This is a genomic window from Lysinibacillus alkalisoli, from assembly GCF_014643595.1.
GTDB lineage: Bacteria > Bacillota > Bacilli > Bacillales_A > Planococcaceae > Metalysinibacillus > Metalysinibacillus alkalisoli.
The window spans coordinates 296,643-319,172 of sequence record NZ_BMJT01000003.1 but is presented as its reverse complement, the minus strand read 5'-3'; the positions used below and the strand labels follow the sequence as shown (position 1 = coordinate 319,172).

The 22,530-nt window shown below is 38.1% G+C and carries 24 protein-coding genes; 9 read left to right on the top strand and 15 right to left on the bottom strand.

Translation table 11 applies throughout. From position 1 onward, the window contains the following. Positions 1 to 76 precede the first annotated feature (76 nt). Together IEW44_RS06005 and IEW44_RS06000 are read right to left on the bottom strand one after the other, a co-directional pair. The gene (locus IEW44_RS06005; protein ID WP_188614131.1) at positions 77 to 805 is read right to left on the bottom strand and encodes an NAD-dependent deacylase; all 729 of its coding nucleotides are present in this window, start codon (positions 803 to 805) and stop codon (positions 77 to 79) included. Between the two features lie 12 nt (positions 806 to 817). Continuing rightward, the gene (locus IEW44_RS06000; RefSeq protein WP_188614130.1) at positions 818 to 1,432 is read right to left on the bottom strand and encodes a GntR family transcriptional regulator; all 615 of its coding nucleotides are present in this window, start codon (positions 1,430 to 1,432) and stop codon (positions 818 to 820) included. A 129-nt stretch (positions 1,433 to 1,561) separates the two neighbouring features. Between IEW44_RS06000 and IEW44_RS05995 the strand changes: the two genes are divergently transcribed. From IEW44_RS05995 to IEW44_RS05980, 4 genes are all read left to right on the top strand, one after another. Beyond that, the gene (locus IEW44_RS05995; RefSeq protein ID WP_188614129.1) at positions 1,562 to 1,954 is read left to right on the top strand and encodes a sodium:proton antiporter; all 393 of its coding nucleotides are present in this window, start codon (positions 1,562 to 1,564) and stop codon (positions 1,952 to 1,954) included. Between the two features lie 300 nt (positions 1,955 to 2,254). Next, positions 2,255 to 3,334, top strand: coding sequence for a glutamate 5-kinase (gene proB / locus IEW44_RS05990; protein ID WP_188614128.1), 1,080 nt, complete (start codon positions 2,255 to 2,257; stop codon positions 3,332 to 3,334). Then, the gene (locus IEW44_RS05985; protein ID WP_188614127.1) at positions 3,331 to 4,578 is read left to right on the top strand and encodes a glutamate-5-semialdehyde dehydrogenase; all 1,248 of its coding nucleotides are present in this window, start codon (positions 3,331 to 3,333) and stop codon (positions 4,576 to 4,578) included. Before proB ends, IEW44_RS05985 begins: the two co-directional genes overlap by 4 nt. Before the next feature lie 71 nt (positions 4,579 to 4,649). Further along, positions 4,650 to 5,528: a DMT family transporter gene (locus IEW44_RS05980; RefSeq protein ID WP_188614126.1), complete on the top strand. Its 879-nt coding sequence runs from the start codon at positions 4,650 to 4,652 to the stop codon at positions 5,526 to 5,528. Between the two features lie 52 nt (positions 5,529 to 5,580). Here the strand turns inward: IEW44_RS05980 and brnQ are convergent, their stop codons facing one another. From brnQ to IEW44_RS05960, 4 genes are all read right to left on the bottom strand, one after another. Next, positions 5,581 to 6,924 carry a branched-chain amino acid transport system II carrier protein gene (gene brnQ, locus IEW44_RS05975; RefSeq protein WP_188614125.1) on the bottom strand — a complete coding sequence of 448 codons (1,344 nt, stop codon included), beginning with the start codon at positions 6,922 to 6,924 and terminating at the stop codon, positions 5,581 to 5,583. 622 nt (positions 6,925 to 7,546) lie between these two features. Beyond that, positions 7,547 to 8,656, bottom strand: coding sequence for a conserved virulence factor C family protein (locus tag IEW44_RS05970; protein WP_188614124.1), 1,110 nt, complete (start codon positions 8,654 to 8,656; stop codon positions 7,547 to 7,549). A gap of 12 nt (positions 8,657 to 8,668) precedes the next feature. Next, positions 8,669 to 10,549, bottom strand: a complete 1,881-nt coding sequence (locus IEW44_RS05965; RefSeq protein WP_188614123.1) for an ABC-F family ATP-binding cassette domain-containing protein — start codon at positions 10,547 to 10,549, stop codon at positions 8,669 to 8,671. After that, positions 10,546 to 11,172, bottom strand: a complete 627-nt coding sequence (locus IEW44_RS05960; protein WP_188614122.1) for an HD domain-containing protein — start codon at positions 11,170 to 11,172, stop codon at positions 10,546 to 10,548. Before IEW44_RS05960 ends, IEW44_RS05965 begins: the two co-directional genes overlap by 4 nt. A 586-nt stretch (positions 11,173 to 11,758) precedes the next feature. Here IEW44_RS05960 and IEW44_RS05955 point away from each other — a divergent pair. Further along, positions 11,759 to 12,946 carry a multidrug effflux MFS transporter gene (locus IEW44_RS05955; RefSeq protein ID WP_188614121.1) on the top strand — a complete coding sequence of 396 codons (1,188 nt, stop codon included), beginning with the start codon at positions 11,759 to 11,761 and terminating at the stop codon, positions 12,944 to 12,946. Between the two features lie 98 nt (positions 12,947 to 13,044). On the opposite strand, the gene IEW44_RS05950 is transcribed toward IEW44_RS05955, so the two are convergent. Next, positions 13,045 to 13,557, bottom strand: coding sequence for a hypothetical protein (locus IEW44_RS05950; protein WP_188614120.1), 513 nt, complete (start codon positions 13,555 to 13,557; stop codon positions 13,045 to 13,047). Beyond that, complete coding sequence (locus IEW44_RS05945) at positions 13,558 to 15,234, bottom strand: formate--tetrahydrofolate ligase (RefSeq protein WP_188614119.1); 1,677 nt, start codon at positions 15,232 to 15,234, stop codon at positions 13,558 to 13,560. It abuts the gene before it with no gap. Positions 15,235 to 15,455: 221 nt separating this feature from the next. On the opposite strand from IEW44_RS05945, the gene IEW44_RS05940 reads away from it, so the two are divergent. Continuing rightward, positions 15,456 to 15,656, top strand: a complete 201-nt coding sequence (locus IEW44_RS05940) for a cold-shock protein (protein ID WP_188614118.1) — start codon at positions 15,456 to 15,458, stop codon at positions 15,654 to 15,656. Positions 15,657 to 15,706: 50 nt separating this feature from the next. Continuing rightward, on the top strand, positions 15,707 to 16,096 hold the full coding sequence (locus IEW44_RS05935) for a membrane lipoprotein lipid attachment site-containing protein (protein WP_188614117.1): 390 nt from the start codon (positions 15,707 to 15,709) through the stop codon (positions 16,094 to 16,096). A 119-nt stretch (positions 16,097 to 16,215) separates the two neighbouring features. On the opposite strand, the gene IEW44_RS05930 is transcribed toward IEW44_RS05935, so the two are convergent. Further along, positions 16,216 to 16,878 (bottom strand): phosphopantothenoylcysteine decarboxylase domain-containing protein, encoded by a 663-nt coding sequence (locus IEW44_RS05930; protein WP_188614213.1) that lies wholly within the window; start codon positions 16,876 to 16,878, stop codon positions 16,216 to 16,218. 40 nt (positions 16,879 to 16,918) lie between these two features. Next, positions 16,919 to 17,821, bottom strand: a complete 903-nt coding sequence (locus IEW44_RS05925; RefSeq protein ID WP_188614116.1) for a LysR family transcriptional regulator — start codon at positions 17,819 to 17,821, stop codon at positions 16,919 to 16,921. A gap of 143 nt (positions 17,822 to 17,964) precedes the next feature. On the opposite strand from IEW44_RS05925, the gene IEW44_RS05920 reads away from it, so the two are divergent. Then, positions 17,965 to 18,864, top strand: coding sequence for a DMT family transporter (locus IEW44_RS05920; protein WP_188614115.1), 900 nt, complete (start codon positions 17,965 to 17,967; stop codon positions 18,862 to 18,864). 51 nt (positions 18,865 to 18,915) lie between these two features. On the opposite strand, the gene IEW44_RS05915 is transcribed toward IEW44_RS05920, so the two are convergent. The 3 genes from IEW44_RS05915 to IEW44_RS05905 form a co-directional block, all read right to left on the bottom strand. Further along, positions 18,916 to 19,497, bottom strand: a complete 582-nt coding sequence (locus IEW44_RS05915; protein ID WP_188614114.1) for an SCO family protein — start codon at positions 19,495 to 19,497, stop codon at positions 18,916 to 18,918. 58 nt (positions 19,498 to 19,555) lie between these two features. Continuing rightward, positions 19,556 to 20,107 carry a hypothetical protein gene (locus IEW44_RS05910; RefSeq protein ID WP_188614113.1) on the bottom strand — a complete coding sequence of 184 codons (552 nt, stop codon included), beginning with the start codon at positions 20,105 to 20,107 and terminating at the stop codon, positions 19,556 to 19,558. An 81-nt stretch (positions 20,108 to 20,188) separates the two neighbouring features. Next, the gene (locus tag IEW44_RS05905; RefSeq protein WP_229704176.1) at positions 20,189 to 20,377 is read right to left on the bottom strand and encodes a zinc-finger domain-containing protein; all 189 of its coding nucleotides are present in this window, start codon (positions 20,375 to 20,377) and stop codon (positions 20,189 to 20,191) included. 91 nt (positions 20,378 to 20,468) lie between these two features. Here IEW44_RS05905 and IEW44_RS05900 point away from each other — a divergent pair, with 91 nt between their 5' ends. After that, a complete protein-coding gene (locus IEW44_RS05900; RefSeq protein ID WP_188614112.1) occupies positions 20,469 to 20,861 on the top strand; it encodes a ribonuclease HI family protein in 393 nt (130 codons plus the stop codon). Here IEW44_RS05900 and IEW44_RS05895 read toward each other — a convergent pair. Both IEW44_RS05895 and IEW44_RS05890 read right to left on the bottom strand, forming a co-directional pair. Further along, the gene (locus IEW44_RS05895) at positions 20,856 to 22,043 is read right to left on the bottom strand and encodes an MFS transporter (RefSeq protein ID WP_308421627.1); all 1,188 of its coding nucleotides are present in this window, start codon (positions 22,041 to 22,043) and stop codon (positions 20,856 to 20,858) included. The two genes, IEW44_RS05900 and IEW44_RS05895, sit on opposite strands and share 6 nt — an antisense overlap. 5 nt (positions 22,044 to 22,048) lie before the next feature. After that, positions 22,049 to 22,447, bottom strand: a complete 399-nt coding sequence (locus IEW44_RS05890; protein ID WP_188614110.1) for a MarR family winged helix-turn-helix transcriptional regulator — start codon at positions 22,445 to 22,447, stop codon at positions 22,049 to 22,051. Positions 22,448 to 22,530: the final 83 nt, after the last annotated feature.

Here is a 22,530-nt window from a genome sequence, read left to right as displayed (position 1 = left end):
ATTTCACATCCCTTTTGTTCATGAACACACTTTGGCTATGAGAAAACGCACACGATACGTTTTTTTATTCCAAAGTCTATCTTTGTTTTCTGAGTTGCGTAATTTCTTCATCCATACGTGTTAAAAATGCGCCTATCCTCTCATGTTGAATGACTTCATCTGCAATAGCATCAAGAGGTGTTGGCTCGGCATTCACTATGACCAAATAGGCACCATGTTGTTTGGCTAACTCCGGAAAGTAATTAGCAGGCGATACCGTCAAGGACGAGCCTAACACGATAAATATAGTAGACTTTTCACTCTTTACGGTTGCCTTAAACATCACATGCTCATCCAAAAACTCACCAAACAATACGACAGAAGGACGTAATGTACCACCACATTGGCAATAATACGTTTGCTTTTCATACATCACATTACTGTATTTTTTGCCACATGTTTGGCAATGTACAGTGCGTAGCGTACCATGTAACTCCAATACTTCTGGTGCACCAGCTGCGGTATGAAAGCCATCTACATTTTGCGTAATAATAGTAGAGACTAGCCCTTCATTCGCCCATTTGGCTAAAATATAATGCCCCTGATTAGGCTGATATTCCCTAACACCTAAAACACGTGTGCGATAAAATTCGAAAAATTGCGTCACATTGTTATTGAGTGCTTCTATTGTAGCTACTTCACTCGGATTCACATTTTGCCAAACTCCATGAGACGAACGAAAATCAGGCAAGCCGCTTTCTGTTGACATCCCTGCCCCTGTAAATATCACAACAGACTTAGCATCTCGTATTTTTTCAGCTAGCACATGATAACCTCCTTATAAAGATTGTTCTAAAAACTTCTCTAAACGCTCACGATACTGCGTGGCACATACAATTGTTAGCTCATCATTCGCTTGGAATGTAAAGTCTGGCCCTGGCGAAATATACTCCATACCGTCTCGCTTCACAGATAAGATAGTGCCATTTGTATGGCGCCAAAACTGTGTTGAAGCTACCGTTTGATTAATAATGGGAGAAGTCGCATCAATAATAATTTGTACATGGTCCTTTTTGTGATGGCGCTCAAGTCCCATTGCGTATTCCATATACATATCTAAATAATCATTTAATTCTCGTTCAATTTGCATTTTAGCCGTTTGTAAATGAGCAATTTTAGCACGGATTTCTTCAAAGTTTTGTCGTGTATTATAATGTTGTAAAAAAACGTATGCTTGTTGACGTGATCTAATATAAATACCACTTTTATCTGATACATTTACAACATCCATCTCACTTAATAACCTCACAGCACGACGCACCGTTTCTGGCGATACACGATAACTCGCTGCTAAAGTTGAGCGGCCATATACTTTCTCACCCTCTAACAATTCGCCTTGATAAATTCGCTCAGCTAGATCCATTGCGATTGTGACATAGCGAGGTAATGTCATGGTCGTCACCCTTTCTTTAACTAACAACTTCATTATAACAAAGTTGTTGGTAGTTGCAAAAAAAAGGAATAGCATGTTATGTATGCATTCGCTGTTTGCTGACAATTGTTTTATACTAAAAGAAAAAAGGTGGCGATTATTATAGCGCTTAATCGACTGATCGAAGAGCGAAAACATCATCATACAACAGCCTATTATATGAAGCGTGTTGACGTGGAGGTTAAAGCTAGCCAATCCTCTAGTTTAGTGCCTGTATTGACCTACTGGTTGGATGAGGAGGAAGTAACGGATGCCATTTTACAATTGCGCCTCAGCCCACAACTCCCCTCCTCCTATATCGAGGATTATGATGAATTTCAAACTATGTTATTTGCTAAGGAGCAATTAGCTATTCAAAAACTTTATGAACAAACTTCATTAGAACCTCCATTAAAAAAACGTTACCAACGGATTATTTGGCCTATATTTATTGCGTTTATCATGGTCTCGCCTATTATTATTATCGCATTTTTATATCGGTAAACTTATAAATAATCAACTTGACATTTATCTCCTTATCGGGCATGCTATATAAAAGCGTGTTGAAGACTACTATGTAATACTGGCTGAAAAGAGAGCGATATTCACCGGCTGAAAGGTATCGTACAGTACAATTACAAAACCTACTTCAATGTTAAGCCCTACTAATACTAGGCGCGGTCTCGGCGTTAGGAGTTTAAGTGGAATGTATAAACATTCAATTTAGGTGGTACCACGGAGCTAAGCTCACTTCGTCCTATTTATAGGATGAAGTGGGCTTTTTTTTATTAAGGAGGGACGATTATGAAACGAATTGTTGTGAAAATTGGCAGTAGCTCACTCACAAACGCTTATGGCGAGTTAGACACGTTGCAAATTAATGACCATGTACAAGCCATCGCTCAATTAAAAAAAGCGGGATACGATGTAATTCTTGTGTCATCTGGTGCTGTTGCCGCAGGATTTAAGCAATTAGGCTATCCCCATCGCCCTGTCACATTAAAAGGCAAACAAGCGGCTGCAGCTGTTGGGCAAAGTTTATTAATCCAACATTATTACGAACGCTTTGCCCTATACGACATAACGCCTGCGCAACTATTATTAACACGTACAGATTTTTTAAGCAAAGAGCGTTATCAAAATATTTACGCTACTTTAGAAGAATTACTAGCGCGCGGTTTAGTGCCCATCATCAATGAAAATGACTCTGTCTCTGTAGCTGAGCTAACCTTTGGTGATAATGATATGTTATCCGCATTAGTGAGTAGTTTAATTCATGCCGAGCAATGCATCATTTTAACCGATGTGAATGGCTTATACACAGCTAATCCTGCACTTGTTAAAGATGCGACACGCATCAATCATTTAACCACTATTACAGATGATGTACTGCAACAAGCAGAAGGTACGTCTAAAGTAGGCACAGGTGGTATGTTTTCTAAATTATTAGCCGCAAAACGCGCTTTACAATCTGGCGTCAAAGTATTTATCGGTAAAGGACAAGGTGCGGATAAATTACTCCGCATTTTAGCAGGACATGGCGATGGCACTTACATTGAGCGTGATGATTTAACGTTTACCTCAACACAAAAACAATGGATACGTTTAGCAGAAGTTAAAGGCATGATTTATATTGATGAAGGTGCAGAAGACGCCTTAATGTTTAACGGAAAAAGTTTGTTACCTGCAGGTGTCACACGTATTGAAGGAGACTTTGTAAAACATGATGTGGTAGAAGTACATGGCTTATCACGTGTACTAGGGCGTGGCGAGGTGCAATACGCTAAAACAGATTTAGTGCAATACATCGGACAAACCAAGACCAAACAAATTGAAGTCATCCATCGTAATCGCTGGGTGCAATATGAGGAGGAATACACATGAATGAAGTTATCAAGAAAGCACAATTAGCAAAACAAGCAAGTTATCAATTAAATCACCTAACGACTGCTCAAAAAAATGAGGCACTGCAATACATTGCTGAGGCTCTTTGCCACCAGCAAAGTTACTTGCTACAAGAAAATGAAAAAGATATAGCAAGTGGTGCACAACTTGGTTTAGACCAAGCTGTTTTAGATCGCATATTACTAACTAAAGAACGCATTCAAGCGATGAGTGAAGCCATTGCACTACTCATTACACTGCCCGACCCAGTAGGCGAGATCTTAGAGGAGATAACAAAAGAAAATGGGCTACATATTCGTAAAAAACGTGTACCGTTAGGCGTTATTGGTATGATTTATGAGGCGCGTCCGAATGTTACAATTGATGCTGCAACACTAGCTATTAAAACAAGTAATGCGGTTGTATTACGCGGAAGCTCATCAGCCAAGCACTCCAACATTGCCTTAGTCAATATAATCCATGACGCATTGCAACAAAGTGCTGTGCCTGTTAATAGTGTACAGTTAATTGAAGATACATCTCGCGAAACAGCCGCTTCACTCTTTACATTAACGGAATATTTAGACGTTTTAATTCCTAGAGGTGGTAAAAAGCTGATTGAACTCGTTGTGCGAGAAGCTACGGTACCTGTGCTTGAGACGGGTGCTGGCAATTGTCATATTTTCTTAGATGACAGTGCTGATATGCAGATGGCAACAACTATTATTATCAATGCCAAAACACAGCGCCCCTCTGTGTGTAATGCGCTCGAAAGTTTACTTCTCTCAAAAACATTTTTAGCAAATCATGGAAAACAAGTATTAACTGCACTCGCTAACCAAGGCGTAACGATTATCGCAGATAAACATGTACAACCTTATTTTCCAACAGCGCAAATTGCTACATCAAAGGATTTTACAACAGAATATTTAGATGAAACGGTCAGCGTTCAAGTCGTAGAAAATGTTGAACAAGCTGTAATGATTATTAATGCCAATAGTACGCACCATTCAGAAGCTATTATTACTCAAAATCAACGACACGCAGACTATTTTTTACAACATGTTGATTCAGCCGCTGTTTATCACAATGCATCTACACGTTTTACAGATGGTTTTGAGTTTGGTTATGGAGCAGAAATTGGCATTAGCACACAAAAATTACATGCTAGAGGGCCAATGGGGCTACCTGCACTAACGACAACAAAATACATGATTACAGGTAGTGGGCAAATCCGCTCATAATTTTTTGAATACTCCCTATTTTCACGTAGTTTTGCTATAGTAATGTTACGGTTAGAAAAGGAGTTAATACAATGAATATTTCAGCTATGATTAAGCTAACCGTTTCAATGGCTATTTTTGGTTCAATTGGTTTTTTCACTGTTCATACTGGCATCCCTGCGCTAGAGCTTGTCTTTATACGTTGCATTTGTGCCACATTGTTTTTAGGTATGCTATGGTTACTCACAGGCGGTCATAAAACCGAACAGTGGTCAAAAAAAGAAGTTGTACGCACTTTAATTTGCGGCATCTTTATCGTCTTAAACTGGGTGTTTTTATTTAAGGCATTTGAAGAGATGTCTATTTCTATTGCAATTTCTATTTATAATTTAGCACCTATCTTTGTTCTTATTTTAGGTACAATCTTTTTAAAAGAACGCTTAACGCTTCGCAATGTACTTGCCATTATCATTTGTTTTTTAGGCAGTATTTTAATTATTGGCATAGAGCAATTCACTTCTTTTAAAGACTTATATCAATCGGGATTTGTATGGGCTATTTTATCCGCTATCTTTTATGCGTTAACGGTATTTACTAGTAAAACTATTCATCATTTAAGTGCCTATGCCCTAACATTCACACAAACGTTTGTAGGTATTATTTTACTAGCGCCATTTAGCGACTTTACCGTTTTTGAAGGCTTAACAATGAGTAACTGGCTATACATTATGGGCACAGGCTTTATTCACACAGGTTTTGTGTATTATTTATTCTTCGATAGCGTACGTTTATTACCTACGATCATCGTATCGGTACTCGTTTTCGTAGACCCTGTCGTAGCTATTTTATTAGATATGTTACTGCTCGACTTTATGCCAACAACGATGCAAACCGTTGGTATTATACTCGTATTTACAGGTATTATTTATACCATCTACACACCTAAACAAAAGATAAAAACAATCACCTAAATACTATTGAAACAAAAAGAGCGAGGCTATAAACAGCCCCGCTCTTTTATATCTACGCATATTCTCTTTTTTTAGGTAATGCTTTATAAAGGATTAAACCAATCGCAAAGCCAATAACAGCTGGCAAAATCCATGCTAATTTATGGTCAAATAATGGTAAATTCGCCACAATATCTGTATACATGCCTAACGGTTGATCAGGTGCATATAATGCATCATGTAATGCGACAAACGCTGTTGGAATAAGCGTACAAATGTATACGATACGCGCCTCATTGAAATAATGGTCAATAAATGAAATAAACATCAATACAATAGCAAGTGGATACATAAATAATAATACTGGCAATGTCGTCTCTAGTAATTTGGTTAAACCGAAGTTAGCAAATACAGCACTCACTAAAGTAAATAAGATAATTAAACCTTTATATGAGGTTTTAGGAAAAATCCGATTAAAAAATTGTGCATTTGCTACAATTAACCCTACTGCTGTTGTGAAACAAGCTAAAATAATCGTAATCGCTAATAAAATCTTGCCAAAATCACCAAACAATATCGCCGTAGCTTGTCGAATGACCTCACCACCATTAGCTGCATAACCTATTTCAGATACGCTTGTTGCTCCAATATAGCCAAGTGCGATATAAACAAATGCTAAGCCTACTGCAGCTACTACTGCAGCAAACGACATCGTTACAATTTGTTTGCGCTGGTCAAAGATTTTACGCTCTTTTAAGATTTGTAAAATAACAATCGCAAATACTAAAGCCGACAATACATCAATTGTGACATAACCTTCAATAAAGCCCTCTGTCAATGCATTACTTATGTAATTTCCTTGAGCAGGTTGCAGCTCACCAATCGGTGTAAGTAAACTTTTAATAAATAAAATTAAAATAGTAACGAGTAAAATCGGTGTTAATACTTTACCAATACGGTCTACCATTTTGCTCGGATTCAGCGCTAAGTATAACACTAAACTAAAGAAAATAATCGAGGTAATTAACAACGGCCAACGCCCTTCAACCACTTCTGCTGGTAAGTATTCTAAAAATGGAATAACCCCAATCTCATAAGCAACTGTAGCTACACGTGGTGTAGCAAATAATGGACCTATTGTTAAATAAATAATAGATGTAAAAATCAAACCATACCATGGGTGTACACGACTAGCTAATGTATATAAATCGCCCCCTGCACGCGCGGCTGCAATAATCGCTAACAATGGCAGACCGACACCTGTAATTAAAAAGCCAATCAATGCTGGTACAATATTTTCTCCTGCTTGTTGCCCTAAAAATGGTGGGCCAATGATATTACCTGCACCTAAAAATAATGCGAATAAAAATAAGCCTACTGCAAGGTTCTCCTTTGTGAAATCATACAATCGGTTCATGTGAAAAACTCCTTACTAAATTTTCAGAATATTGAAACATGCATACCCAACTTTATTATCAGTACAATACTATTGTACAGTCAAATTTTCTGATAATTCAGAATGGAATGTCAGTTCAAAATACTTCTGTTAAGTACAATACACGGTTATTCATTCATTGTCAAAGTAAAATGTAAGCGCTCGTTTCATTTTTCAGTTTTTTGAAATAGATCATTGACATTTACGTAAAACATACGATTCTCTTACGTTTTTTTTGTAACATAATATGAGTACCGTATGATACCCACTGTTAAAATCCGAGGTAAAAGGAATTTATAAACAGGTAGCACTCCTATTCATCCATCATTTGACATACAATAACCCCACTTTGTACACACAGCTTTTCATTATAGCAACAAAACAAAAAAACAACTTTATTTTTTAAAAAATACATAGTAGTTTTGCATTTATCACAAAATTTTAACGTTAATAAAGAATTTTTTTCTTTTTTTACTTGGCAGATTACTCTACCATACCTAGTAAAATATATGGGAGTCTTGAACCCACTGCCTATGCATAAATAAAAAAGTGGTAAAGGGCTTATCCTGCTTCCCTCTACCACTTATGGTCTCCCATTTAGGGTTTAACGCTCCATCATTTGTTTCCACACAGAACCCTGTGCCTCTTCGCCTTGTTCGATACGAGCAATCGCCATCTCAATTTGGAGTTTTACTTCAAATTCATTATCGTTTGCAGCGGCTTCCAAAGCAGGTAGTGCTGCTTCTGTACCCGTCTCAAATAAAAACATAGCCGCTCGCCAGCGTACGAGCTTATTTTTATCTTGCAAACTCATAATCATAGCTTTCTCAAAGGCAACAAAACCTAAGTCACTAATACAGTCACCAGCGGTACGGCGCACAGCAGCACTTTTATCTTGTAAAGCCTCTGTTAAATAAGGGACAACTGCTTCATCTTCTATCATGCCTAAATAAACAGTGGCAAGTCTGCGCACAGACATCTTCTCATCTTGCAACGCTACTGCTAATGTTTTTACATCTTCTACAGTAGGGTCTATCATATTATCTAGCATTTTAAAGCGCTCTTCTGTAGAAGCTTGGACAAATGTCTCATAGTGAAGTGGCTGTTTTTTTGTTGGTAATACTTCTTGTGTTGACATGGCAGCTGCTTGAATTGCTGTCAATTGTTCATCTGTGAATGTAATAGCTAGCTCTGCAGCTACTTCATTTGCTACATCTGCTAAATCACCATAACGTACACCATAATCGACCCACTTGCGTAAATAAATATAGTTCTCATCTTCTACTGCTGCTAGTAATTCGTCTAATACCTTCGTAAAACGGTCAGGCATAGCCACACGTTGTTCGTCCGTTTGTGTGAAGGCTTTAACTTGCAACGGGATCCCTTTATACATTTGAACATGTACATAAACTTCACCAAAATGTTCTACAGGTTGTGCGGTTTCTTCTGCCTCTACCTTTTCACCAAATACTTGGCGCACATCTGCAAGAACAACTTCCCATGCAAACTTAGCATTGCGTTCTACTGCAAAGAAATCTGCAACGCGAAAAATACCTTTCACACCTTCAATTGCTAGTAGTTGCGCGATTTCACCTGTTGCCTCTTGTGCATTTGCTTTTGTAAAGTTATAGCTTTCTCCAAAAGGTAACTCTTGGTCTACAACTACCTTCATTGAATTAGGGCTTGGTGTTGGTTCAATTGTGATAATTTTCATTGTCTACACTCCTTATCCACTTACAATTTCCTCTAAATAACTCCAACGCTCAATTAAATATTCATAACGTTCATTTTGTTCGTCTAAACGTTGTTGTAATTCTTGTAGCTTTGTAAAGTCGCTACCTGATGAAGCCATATCTTGTTCAATTTCAGCAATAAGTCGCTCTGCAGTATCAAGATCAGCTGCGATTGTTTCCCACTCTTTTTGTTCAGAGAATGATAATTTTTTCTTTTGCACTTTCTTTTTCTCAGGTAGGGGTTTTATTTTTTCGCTTTTTTCTGCTTCTACTTCTTGCTCCTTAATCGCTGTTAAAAATTCGGTATAACGCATCATATAAGAAGTTACTTCACCATCTTTAACATACCATAACTGACTCGCAATACGGTCTAAGAAGAATCGGTCATGTGAAATGGTAATGACTACACCAGGAAAATGTTCAATAAAATCTTCTAACACACCTAATGTTTCAATATCTAAATCATTCGTTGGCTCATCTAATAGTAAAACATTAGGCTGTTCCATTAATAAGCGTAATAAGTAAAGTCTTTTACGCTCACCACCTGATAATTTTCCGATAATCGTGCCGTGAACATGTAATGGAAATAAAAAGCGCTCTAACATTTGAGCGGCTGAGTAACTCTCACCATTGGCATCTGTAATGGCATTTGACGCTTCTCTAATATATTCAATCATACGTGCTTGTTCATTCATTTTAGGCAGCTCTTGTTTGAAATGGGCACGCTTCACTGTGGAGCCTGCAAACACTTCTCCACCATCCGAATCAATTTCGCCTGCTAACATTTTTAATAAGGTTGACTTTCCAGCACCATTGGCTCCAATAATCCCAATACGATCACCTTGTTTGAGTAAAAAAGAAAAATCAGCAATAATAACACGGTCGTCAAATTGCTTGCGCACATGCTCACCTTCTAGCACTTTACGCCCTAAACGTGTCGTTGCCAAATTCATATCTAAATGGTCATCATCTGTTTGATGTGTCACTTGGTCTTTTAATGTATCAAAGCGCTGTAATCTTGCCTTTTGTTTCGTTGTACGTGCTTTAGCACCACGGCGCACCCACTTTAACTCCGAACGATAACGATTTTGCAACTTTTGCTGTGAGCTCGCTTCTCGTTCTATTCGTTCCGCTCTTGCTTCTAAATAATCGCCATAATTCCCTACATGACGGTATAATGTTTGATCTGCTAATTCATAAATATGTGTGGCTACTTCATCTAAAAAGTAACGGTCATGTGTAATAAAAATAACAGCGCCTTTTAAACGCGTAACCGCTTCTTGCAACCAAGCTGTAGAGTCGGCATCTAAATGGTTAGTAGGCTCATCTAATAAATATAAATCTGCTGGTTCAATTAATACTTTAGCAAGGGCTACTCGCTTTTTCTGACCACCTGATAATGTTGCCATTGTTTGATCAAACATTGTAATACCAAGCTTTGTTAAGGCAGACTTAGCTAAGGCATTAATATCCCACGCGTTTTCTTCGTCCATGCGCTGTTGTAACTGGAATAACTTTTGCTGTTTGGTTTCATTTTCTGCATCTGTCATAAGCTGTGCTAAGGCATCTTCATAATCGCGATTTAATTGAATTAAAGGAGAATCACTAGAAAAGACCGCTTGTAAAACGGTATCGTCTGCTGTGAATTGAGGGTCTTGCGCTAAGTAGGCAATGCGATATTTATTCGGGTGATCCATTAGCATATGGTCAGCATCCATACTACCCTCGATAATTGATAATAAGGTAGATTTACCTGTGCCATTAATCCCAATAAGGCCTGCTCGTTCTCCTTCATATAACGTAAACTCTATATTTTGGAATAACGTTTTATCACCTACTGTTTTAGTTAATTGTTGTACAATTAAGTGACTCATAATAATCCTTCTCTCTCTTTCTGTAATTGCTGTAAATACTGCTCCATATAAGCATGGCGCTGTTGTGCCATTTGTTTGCCTTTAGGTGTAATCATTAAGTCTTTTAATTTTAATAATTTCTCATAAAAGTGAGCTACGGATGAATTGGTATTCGTACGATATTGTTCTTCTGTCATTTCTGTTTGAATGATTTCTGTATCATCGTATATTTTTCGCCCTCTTGCCCCACCAAAAGCAAAAGTACGTGCAATGCCTATCGCACCTAAGGCATCAAGACGGTCTGCATCTCTTGCAATTTGAGCTTCTAACATCGTCGTTGCTACCTCTTGTCCCCCATTAAAGGAAATGGCTGCTATAATATGACGCAGTTGCTGTTCTTGATGAGGTGCTAACTGTAACATGGCAATCAATTCGTTTTCTTGCGCTTTACTCGTAGCATACTTCTTATCACTCACATCATGTAATAATAAGGCATATCTCACAAGCGCTGCATTCGCTTGTGGTTCGGTTTGGAGAATGGTCTCTGCATTTTGGAGTACACGTTCAATATGTGTAAAATCATGGCTTCCATCAAAGCGAGCATAGGCACTTTTGACTGCCGCTAAAAATACGTCTTCGTTCATTTATTATCACCTCTATCCTTATAGCTTAACTGATATGATACATAGTTTATAGAAAAAAGTTTTACATTTACAACATTTCAATTGACAGATAATTCTGATTGTAATATACTCTTAACAAGAGCTAGTTCTCTAGCTCTCACGTTAATACCATTTGTAGACCGTTCCTTCATTGGTTAGTATGACTTGGTGTGAGCGTAAGGCGTCAATGTTACACCCAATAATTCGGTAGCTTTTACCGAATGGCATGTAATCCAACGTGTTTGACAAATGTTATTAACAAGTACTACCCCTTTTTACGTATAAAGGTACAATAAATTTACCTTTGGGCTACCATTTGTTAAACGTAAATTTATACACCTGCATACTATTGCTGTTAGTCATAAGAAAACCGAAATCCCAAAAAGAATGAGAGATGAGCCTGTACCTCATCTAAAGAAAGTAGGAAATATCATTGCAACAATTGAATGACTCACCCAAGCATACAAAATAGGCGTCACTTTCGAAAAAACATCGAAAAGTGACGCTTATTTTATTGAACATGATTCTCACTTCTTGTATGCTACTAAGTAGTTAAAGGAGAGAGATTATGTCAAAATCATTTAAAGCACCACTGTCACTTGTGATTATTTTAGGCTCACTCACAGCTTTTGGTGCCTTGTCTATGGATATGTACTTGCCTGCCTTACCCATTGTGGCAACTGACTTACATACTACCACTTCATTAGCTCAACTCAGTTTGACAGCTTGCCTCATTGGCATGGCTTCTGGTCAACTCATTTTTGGGCCGTTAAGTGATCGCATAGGACGAAGAAAACCATTATTCTTCACCCTACTTATTTTTGTAGTAGCTTCTATATTATGTGCATTATCGCAATCCATTTGGATGCTCATTGTGATGCGCTTTATTCAAGGGGCTTCAGGTGCAGCCGGCGCCGTTATTGCACGAGCTGCAGCAAGAGATTTATATAGCGGGAGAGAACTCACCAAGTTTATTGCTTTATTATCATTAGTCAACGGCGCAGCACCTATTCTCGCACCTATAGTGGGCGGATTTATTTTACAATTCACAACATGGCACACGGTATTTTATATTTTAGCAGGGATTGGTCTTGCTGTCTTTACAGCCGTTGTATTTCGTCTAGAGGAAACTTTACTTGAAGAAAAACGCGCTACGGGTGGCCCATTACAAACGGTGAAAACATTTAGAAATTTAGTTAAAGACCGCTATTTTATGCAACTTGCCCTTGCACAAGCCTTACTTATGACGGCAATGTTTGCCTATATTGCAGGCTCACCATTTGTTTTGCAAAATGTGTATCATCTATCACCTCAAGCCTTTTCCTTATGTTTTGCTGCTAATGGAATTGGTATTATTATGATGGCTCAAGTAACAGGAAAGCTATCTGAACGCTTTACAGAGTTGACATTATTAAAATATAGTGTCATGCAAGCTGGTATAGGCGCCTGTATTTTACTATTAGCTATTTTAGTAAACACTCATGTAGCAGTTGTTCTTATTGGGTTATTTTTCATTGTCTCTGCTGTAGGTATGGTATCCACCACAACTTTCTCTCTAGCTATGCAAGCCCAGGGGAAAAATGCAGGGAGTGCCTCTGCCTTACTCGGTTTACTTCCTTTTGTTGGTGGGGGCATTGCCTCACCTTTAGTTGGCTTAATGGGAGACGCTAATGCTTTGCCAATGGCGATTGTCATCTTATTCTGTACTTTATTAGCAGTAGGCAATAGTTTCCTTATTAAAGCGCCTGCATATTAAAGCAAAGAAAACTTTAATAGAGATGTCATTTCATCTATTTAAAAAATGTTAGACCAATACCACTGGCCTAACATTTTTTGATTCTTGCTGTTTTTGCCTTATTCTCCGCCGCCACCATCACCACTGTCTGTGGAAGCATCACTTGCGGTATGATCATTATCATATGTCGTCATAAGTGCTGCTACAGTTGCTGTATTCATTAAGATAAAATCATTTGAACTATAGCCATGCTGCACGGCAAAATCGCCTAACTCCTGACAAGCAGCACGCCAATCCTTCATTGTAATAATAGCTGTTGTTTGAATCAGTACTGTCGTAGCAGTAATAAATTGTTGTGCTGTATATGTGCCATTGATGCGCCCCTCACATAACGGCAGCAATTCTTTTTGGTACGTTTTATTAAATTCAGCCAGTAATTTAGCTGCCATATAATGCTCTGCATCTTCATTAGCATTCCGTAATGTTGCTTTATAGTACGCCATTTCTTCATCAATATAATCTTTTGACTTGGCTTTTACAAAATTCGTGAACTGAAAACTCTCTTTACTTTGACTTGTTGTAAGTAGGAATAACAGTAATGCGGCTACGACAATAATGATGACAAATGTCAATTAGAACAGCCCTTTCGCCTTACCATCCGCTGTTACTCCCATATGTAAAGCAGCAGGTTGTTTTGGCAATCCAGGCATCGTTAAAATGTCACCTGTTAAACAGACTAAGAAGCCTGCGCCTAGCTTAGGTATAATTTCTCGAATGGTTACGGTAAAGCCTTCTGGTCTACCTAATAATTGCGGTTGGTCAGATAAAGAGTATTGCGTCTTCGCCATACAAATCGGCAAAATATCCCATCCATACTGTTCAATTTGTTGGATTTGTTTTTTCGCTTTCTCACCAAATTGAACGCCTGCCCCACCATAAATACGTTGTACAATGGTTGTCACCTTTTGTTCAATACTTTCTGTCACATCGTATAGTACGTGGAATTCGTTTTCTTGTTCAATGACTTGTAATACTTGTTGTGCTAAGGCTATACCACCTTCTCCACCTTGTTCCCATACATTTGTACGAGCAATTCGGATATTTTCTGTAGCACACCAATCTAATACCGCTTGCAACTCGGCCTCTGTATCCGTAATAAAACGATTTAAGGCAATAATAGGCTCTACACCAAATGTGCGAATAATATCCACGTGTTTCGCTAGATTTGCCATGCCTTGTTGTAATGCAGCTACATTTTCTTGAGCCAAATCTGATTTAGCTATGCCACCATGCATTTTTAAAGCACGTATTGTGGCTACAACAACAACAGCACTTGGCTTAAATTGCCCCATACGCGCTTTAATATTCATAAATTTCTCCGCACCTAAGTCTGAGCCAAAGCCTGCTTCTGTAACAACGATATCAGCTAACTTACGCGCTGTTTGTGTAGCCATAATCGAATTACAACCATGCGCAATATTAGCAAATGGCCCACCATGAATAATGGCTGGTGTACCTTCTAGCGTTTGGACTAAGTTTGGTTTAAAGGCTTCTTTTAACAATAATGTCAATGCACCTTCTACTTGTAAGTCACGTACAAATACAGGTTCTTTTTCAAAGGTATAGCCAATCACAATATTAGCCAAGCGCTCCTGTAAATCCGTAAGGCTTGTGGCTAGGCAAAATACAGCCATAATTTCTGACGCGACGGTAATATCAAAACCATCTTCACGCGGCATGCCCTGTGCAGGCCCACCTAGACCAACGACAACATTACGCAACGCGCGGTCATTTAAATCTACTACACGTTTCCAAATAATACGTCGCGGATCGATTTGTAACGCATTACCTTGGTGAATATGATTGTCAATTATTGCTGCTAAAGCATTATTAGCTGTTGAGATTGCATGCAAATCACCTGTAAAGTGTAGATTGATATCTTCCATTGGCACTACTTGTGCATGACCGCCTCCTGCTGCTCCACCTTTAATTCCCATTACAGGCCCTAATGAAGGCTCTCGCAATGCGACCATCACCTTTTGGTCTAATTGATGTAGCGCATCCGCTAACCCTACAGTTACGGTTGATTTCCCCTCCCCTGCTGGTGTAGGGCTGATTGCCGTTACTAGTACCACTTTAGCATCGTCACCTTGAGGGGCAATCAAATTCGGGTCAATTTTGCCTTTATATTTCCCATACTGTTCTAACGCTTCTTCCGGAATACCTGCCACTTTAGCAATCTCTGTAATAGGACGCAACTCTGCTTGCATCGCAATTTCTAAATCCGTTAATGGTTTAACTGTAGTCATCACGTAACCTTCCTTCTCTGTTGATAGTTCTATTATAAAAGAAGTGACCTGTTTTCACTAGCAATTCGCTATTTTCTGACGAAGTACTCCCCGCCCTACAACACCAAAAATGGGCAATTTCTTTATGATGAACCATCCTGACAATTCATTGACATTGGGAAATAAATAAGGTATGTTGTACAAGTAATTGTCATACATTCATGAGTTAAGGGGGATTCTTTATGTTTGAAGGCGTAGTAAAATGGTTTAATAACGAGAGAGGTTATGGCTTTATTGAGGGTACTGATGGTGAAGACGTTTTTGTACATTTCACAGCTATCCAAACTGACGGTTTCAAAACGCTAGAAGAAGGTCAGCAAGTGACGTATGACATCGTTCAAGGTAATAGAGGCCCTCAAGCAACTAATGTTGTGAAGAAATAAACCACGCACACTCGTTTGTGCGTTTTTTTATGCGTATAGGAGGGGAAATATTGAAAAAACTGATTGTATTCGTGACAGCTATTCTGTTACTAGCAGGGTGTACGTCCAACACTCATACTTATAGACACATATCCGACGAATGGAAAATTGCACTAACAGTAAAACAAAATGCCAGCGCAACGAATGACTACTTACTAGAGATAAAATATATAGGAGACACTTTAGATTTAGCTACAGAGCCTGATATTACATACACATTAGTAACACCTCAAATGACCTATGATAATACGAAAGCTTTATCGGTTGTAGGCACGATTAAAGAAGATGGGCTTTTTACTTGTACATCTTGTGACATTTTACAAGAACAAGACGACGTTACATTTACAATAGAATGGGATGGTAAAAAAGAAACATTCCCATTGTCTACAAATCAACAATAAAATAACCCTCACGCTAACAGCAAACAATAAGCTACCCGTTTGCTGTTTTTTTAATAGTTATTACGGCGAAAAAAACAAGATACACATCTGTCATGCGTACCTTGTTTAAAGACTTTAGATTATGTTATTACTATTTTCATCAACTGTTGAGCTGTCGCTTCTTTACCTTCTACTCGGATCACTTCCCCATTTGCCGCAATAATCCAATGTGGCTCATGTTCTCCGTATAATGAAGCAGAGGAGTTAGCTACCATAAATTGTGCCTGTGATGTTTGCATGCGTTTCATGGCACGCTTTTTCAATTCGACTTCATCTGTTGTTGCTTCTAATTTAAAGCCAATTAATGTAACATTTGGTTGCCATTTTTTAATTTGCGGCAAAATTTTTGGCGCTTTTTTAAAATGAATAATCGGTGGCTCATCGGATGGCATTTTTCCTTGTTCTGTTAGCTCATTACCTGACTGGTCAAACACTTTATCAACCAACCAATCACTACCAGCTGCTGCCATGATAACAATATCTACTTTTTCTTCCTGTACGTATTGTTGAATAATGCTACCTAAATGTTCAATGCCTTCAAAGCCAATCAAACACATTTGCTCAGCATGATTAGGTAACTTCGCAAAATAACCATGTACATAAATGACATTAGCACCTGCTGCTAATGCCGCTTCGGCTAAATAACACCCCATAATCCCTTTCGACAAATTTGTATGCCCACGCACATTATCCCATTTTTCAAGCGTACCGCCACTCGTTATGAGTACTGTCTTCCCCGTTATATTCACTGTATCACCTTTTTTCGTTCATTTACTTAGTAGTTTACCGCAAAAAAGGAGAGGATGGTATGCGATTTTCATATTGTTCATCAATCCAGTCCTGTAAAACAGCAACGAATTGTTTTGTGGCAGGTGATGGATTTTTTCGCAATGCCAAACCAATTGTACGATAACTCCCTTGCTGTAGCGGAATAACTCGCAAACCTCGTGGTAATGCATTAATCGATAATTGCGGTAAAATGGTAATACCTAAATGATGTTTAATCATAGATAATACGCCCACTTCTTCGGATAATAAAAAACGAATATACGGCTTCACATGGTATGAGGCCAATAATCTACGCACATCATTATCCCCTCTATAATCAATTAAAATAAACGGGACATCTTGTAGTTCATGAATGTCAATTTGCGTGTGATGATAAAAACCACTCTGTTCTGAGACAACACATAGTAAGGGGTCTTTACGCAACGGCATATATTGAAATTGTTCAGACTCAAAAGTATTTAAAAAGCCCGCCTCAATCTCTCCATTCATCAACCAACGTTCAATCTCATAATAATCGCCCTCTCGTAATTCAATCTTAATCCCCGGAAAACGTTGGTCCATCATGTGAATAATACCTGGCATCCAACTCGATGAAATACTTGAAATAACGCCGATACGGATTGTACCAGTGGCTACGCCTAAAAGATTAGTCGCTTCTTGTTGTACTAATTCCTCAGCTTCTAATACACGGCGCATTTGTCGTAGCATCGCTTCACCTTCTGGTGTAATTGTTAAGCCTGCTCGGTTGCGATGAAATAAGGCAAACCCGTATTGCTTTTCTAAGCTTGAAATCGCATGACTAACAGCGGATTGTGTCAAACCTAACACCTGTGCGGCTTGCGTAAAACTATTTTCCATTGCTACTTTATTCACTATTTCGTACTTGATTATGCTCACTTAATGCACCTTTTTCTTTACATGATTTTTATTCATATAACTTATTATAAACATTCGTTTTACTAATCTCAATACATTGCTTATAGTAAATGTTGTTATAGATATTGTCATAGTACAGAAGTAATTTATTGAGGTGATGAAAGATGAGTACACAAATGAAAGCAAATGGATTAATGTTAATTGTGACGATGTTTTGGGGGTTGTCCTATACATTTATGATTATAGGCGCTGAAACAATGTCCACATTTAATATCGTAGCGCAACGCTGTTTGCTCGCCTTTATTGTTGCTGGCATTATCTTTTATCAACGCATGATTAAAGTAACAATTAAAACATTACAATACGCCTTTATCCAAGGCTTTCTCTTATTCATTGTATTTGCTTTTAGTTTAATTGGTTTGGAAACAACTTCGGCTGCAAATGCAGGTTTTATTTTGTCATTAACTGTCGTGATGGTGCCGATTATGGCTAGCATTATTGATAAAAAATTACCAACTCGCGCCATTGGCTTCGCTGTAGCCTTCACGCTGATTGGCATCGCTATTTTAACATTGAAGGGTTCACTATCTATTCAGCCAGGCGATTTTTACATGGTGTTAGCAGCACTGGCTTACTCTACTTATTTAATTTTAAATGGGCGCTTTACAACACGTGTTGACTCCATTACATACGGTGTCTACCAATTAGGGTTTGCAGGTTTGATTGCACTTGCTCTTTGCATCACTTATGAAACGCCACAACTACCACAAACATCAAATGAGTGGATAGCTATTTTAGGTTTAGGTATTGTATGTAGTGCCTTTTGTTTTATTACACAAGCTGTTGTACAACAGCATACATCACCTACACACACAGGCTTAATTTTCTCTGCTGAACCTATCTTTGCTGCTGCATTTGCTGCTTTATTTTTACATGAAGCGATTACCATACAAATCATTGTAGGTGGAAGTTTCATTTTAGTAGGCAATTTAGCCGCACAGTTTGAACAGTTCCACTTATTGCGTGCACTAAATAAAACAAATGACCATGAAATGCACACCTAATAAAACCCACCTTGAAATTCTCAAGGTGGGTTTTCTATGCCTTACTCTACTTTAATTCTTACCTAATGTTTTTAAATCTTCTACAATCACCTCGACTGGTACGTCAATACCGTCATAAGACTTAATCGCTTTCCCGTCAGGTGTTACAAGATGAAAGTAGGTTGTATGAATGACTTGGTCAGAATTTACGTCATCTTTTACATGCGCATTGAATGATTTTTTCGCATATTGTTCGATGTACGTTTGATCATAGCCTGTTAAGTAATGCCATTTACTCTCGTCTACAATCGGATACTTATCTAAATAGGCTTGGATGACTTCTGGTGAGTCATTGTCAGGGTCAATACTAAAGGCTACAATTTTATAATCTTCTACGCCTGCTTCTTTAAGAGCTTCTTGGACTTCTGTTAAGTTAGCTGTCATAGGCGGACATACTGTGGTGCAATTGGTAAATAAAAAAGTAGCCAACCACGGTGAACCTTTTAAATCTTCTAATGATACTTCCTCACCGCGTTGATCCTTATGGGTAAAATCTTGGACTTCAATGTCTGTTTCCTGTTTTACTTTGTAATTGCTACATCCGGTTATGATGAGTAATATGGTAAACATCATGACGACCAGTTGTTTTTTCATAAAAGATGCCTCCTCTACACACGATACTTATTGTAGCACCTTTTATCCTAACAATACATTAACTTACTTCAACTTTCATAACACCAAAGAAGCTCGGTGGAATGACATTTAAATTTTCTTTCATTTCTGCCAAAACATGTTGTAATGCACTTGCTCCTTTCGCCGCTGCCTCGTGCAATGTAGCGCCGTATACTTCCGAAAAATTGCCATGAGCGTAATGTAAAATATTATTGCGTAAATGAATAATATCTTCTTCAAATTGTTTAAAGGCAAAGCTATCTAATACAATTTTACTTTCTCCTTTTGTTAACTTCCCTAACAATTCAATTTTACTGCGCACCGTATTTAAAATATGAGGCGGCTCATATTGTGGACGTCCATATTGCAAATAATTAAAGACATCTCGGTACTGATTTCCCTTCAGCTCAGATGTTTCTTTGCGCAAATAATAATTTAATAGCGCCTCAAATGAAGTGGCATAGCTAATAATAGCAAAGCGTGAATAACGTCTTTTTAAGACATCATCACTTTCGAGTTGAGCCAATGAAGAGAAGTGCAATGCTTCGTAATACATTTCTGTAGAAAAATCTTTCGCTGATGCTCTTCCCATATTCATTCCCCCTTCACTGATGTAATTCCCCGCTTTTATATAAAACCAATCCTAACACAACAAAAATCGCAGACATAACGCCTACGATTTTTGCTGAAGAAGTGAGTTTCCTAACTCTTTTAATTTATGACCAACGGAGCAAGTCGTAATGCAAAATTCATGCGCCTTACGCTTCCCTTGCTCTTTACGTAAAACCGCTTTAATCGGGCAGTCTTTACAATAAGCATCATGTAACTGGTCCATATTTTCAATAAGAGATGGTTGTGTCACATCAATCACCTTTCTTTCATGATTTTTTATTTTAGCACATGTCTCCTCTTTTGCTATACTAGGAAGAACGATACAGTAAGGAGTTGTCATGATGATTGAATTATTCGTAGATGGTGCCAGCGCTGGCAATCCAGGTCTTAGTGGTATTGGTATTTTTATTCGAGGCGAAGGACATCTTATTCAATTAAGTGAGCCCATTCAACCAACGAATAATCATATTGCAGAATTTACTGCATTAATTCGCGGTTTGCAGGAAGTAAAAAAACTTGGCGCAAACTTTGTTGCGGCCAAGTCAGATTCTAAAATTGTAGTTTCTTCCATTGAAAAAAACTATGTTAAGAACCCATTATACCAACCTTTGTTAAAAGAAGCAATGGACATTATCCAAAATTTTGATATGTTTTACATTACATGGTTGCCAGACGCACAAAACAAAGCGGCTGATCACCTTGCGCGTAAAGCCATTCAAGCGCAAAAATCATAGTGATTCAATTTGTTTTTCCTGCTTGACATTACGATAAATTAACAAATACAAGGCTAACACAAGGAGTGCAAACACAGCAGAGAAAAGATACACCACTTTGTACGTAAATTGACTTGCTATCATCCCTAAAACAAATGAACCAACAGCAATGCCAACATCAAACAAAGTAAAATAAGTGGCAGTGGCGTAGCTGCTACGATCAGGTGTTGTCGCTTGAATCGCTTGTGTTTGTAAACTCATATTCAATGAGCCATAACCAATCCCAACAAATGCACCCGCTAATAAAAACAGCCCTGTACCTTCCGCATAGCCAAGTAAAAACAGCCCTGCCGCAAAAAAGAGAAACGAAGGTACAATAACAGCACGCGGTCCTTTTTTATCATACAATTTACCAACATACGGTCTTGTACTAATCATGGCAGCAGCAAATACGGCATAAAACCAACTAGCTGCTGCCATTAAACCCTGCTGCTGAGCGTAGACCGAAATAAATGATAACACACTTGCATAAGCAAATGAACTTAGGCAAGCGATAAAAGCGATTGGGACAGATGGCTTCTCAAACAGGTCACCCCATTGAAATACGAGCTTTGTTTTTTTCGGCGCTGCTAGATCATGTGTTTTAATGGTCAATGCTAACAAGCCGCCTAAAAATACCACACTACTCAATACGAGAAATAGTGTATTAAAATCACCCTTTTGAATAATTAACAAGCCAACTAAAGGCCCTACAACGATAGCTAAGTTTGTTGACATAGAATAATAACCTAAACCTGTACCTTTTTTGCTATTGGGTACTATATCTGCTGCTAAAGAACCTGCTGCTGTTGTAATAATACTAAACCAAATCCCATGGAAAAACCGCAAACCTAATAATAACCATAAAGGCTTAATCCATAAATATAAAATAGTACATAAAAAATAAATCGCTAAACCGATTAACAGCATTTTTCGTTTCCCGATAACATCTAATAACTTGCCTGAAAAAGGTCTTACAATAATCGCTGATAATAAAAACACCGACAATAATAAGCCTGCTTCTTTATCTGTTTGCCCCAATGCATCAATAGCATACAAAGGCAGTGTTGTCACTAAACCATAAAACACAAAGAACACAGCTAAGTTTGTTAAAAATAAACTAATAAAACGCGGTGTCCATATTTTTTCTGCTACTTGTTTCAAATCACTCAACCTTTCATCTTTTGCAATAAACGCATGAATTGTCGCTGTTCTTCTTCGGTTAAAGAACCTAACATTTGAGCTTCAAATGCTTGGATTTCGACAAGAATACGCGGCAATTGTTGTTGTGCCTTACTTGTTAAAGCTATGATTTTTTCACGCTTGTCCATTCCTTCAATACGCCTCACCCACCCTAGCTTCTCTAAGCGATTTACAGTCCTTGTCACGGTCGGTGCCTCGACGTTAATATAACGCCATATTTGAGTCAATGTCATCGTTTCATGTTGTGCAAGACAATAAATAATTGTCCACTGCGAGCTAAATAAACCAAAAGGCTGTAATACATCATTTAATTGATTCGTTAAATAACGATTTTGTTGAAATAACTTATGAAATAACGGATTCATATTGGCCTCCTTTTGTTTACCTAGGTAAACAATAATTCTACTATACGCTTCTTTCGTCTTTTTGACAATATGATGACATACGT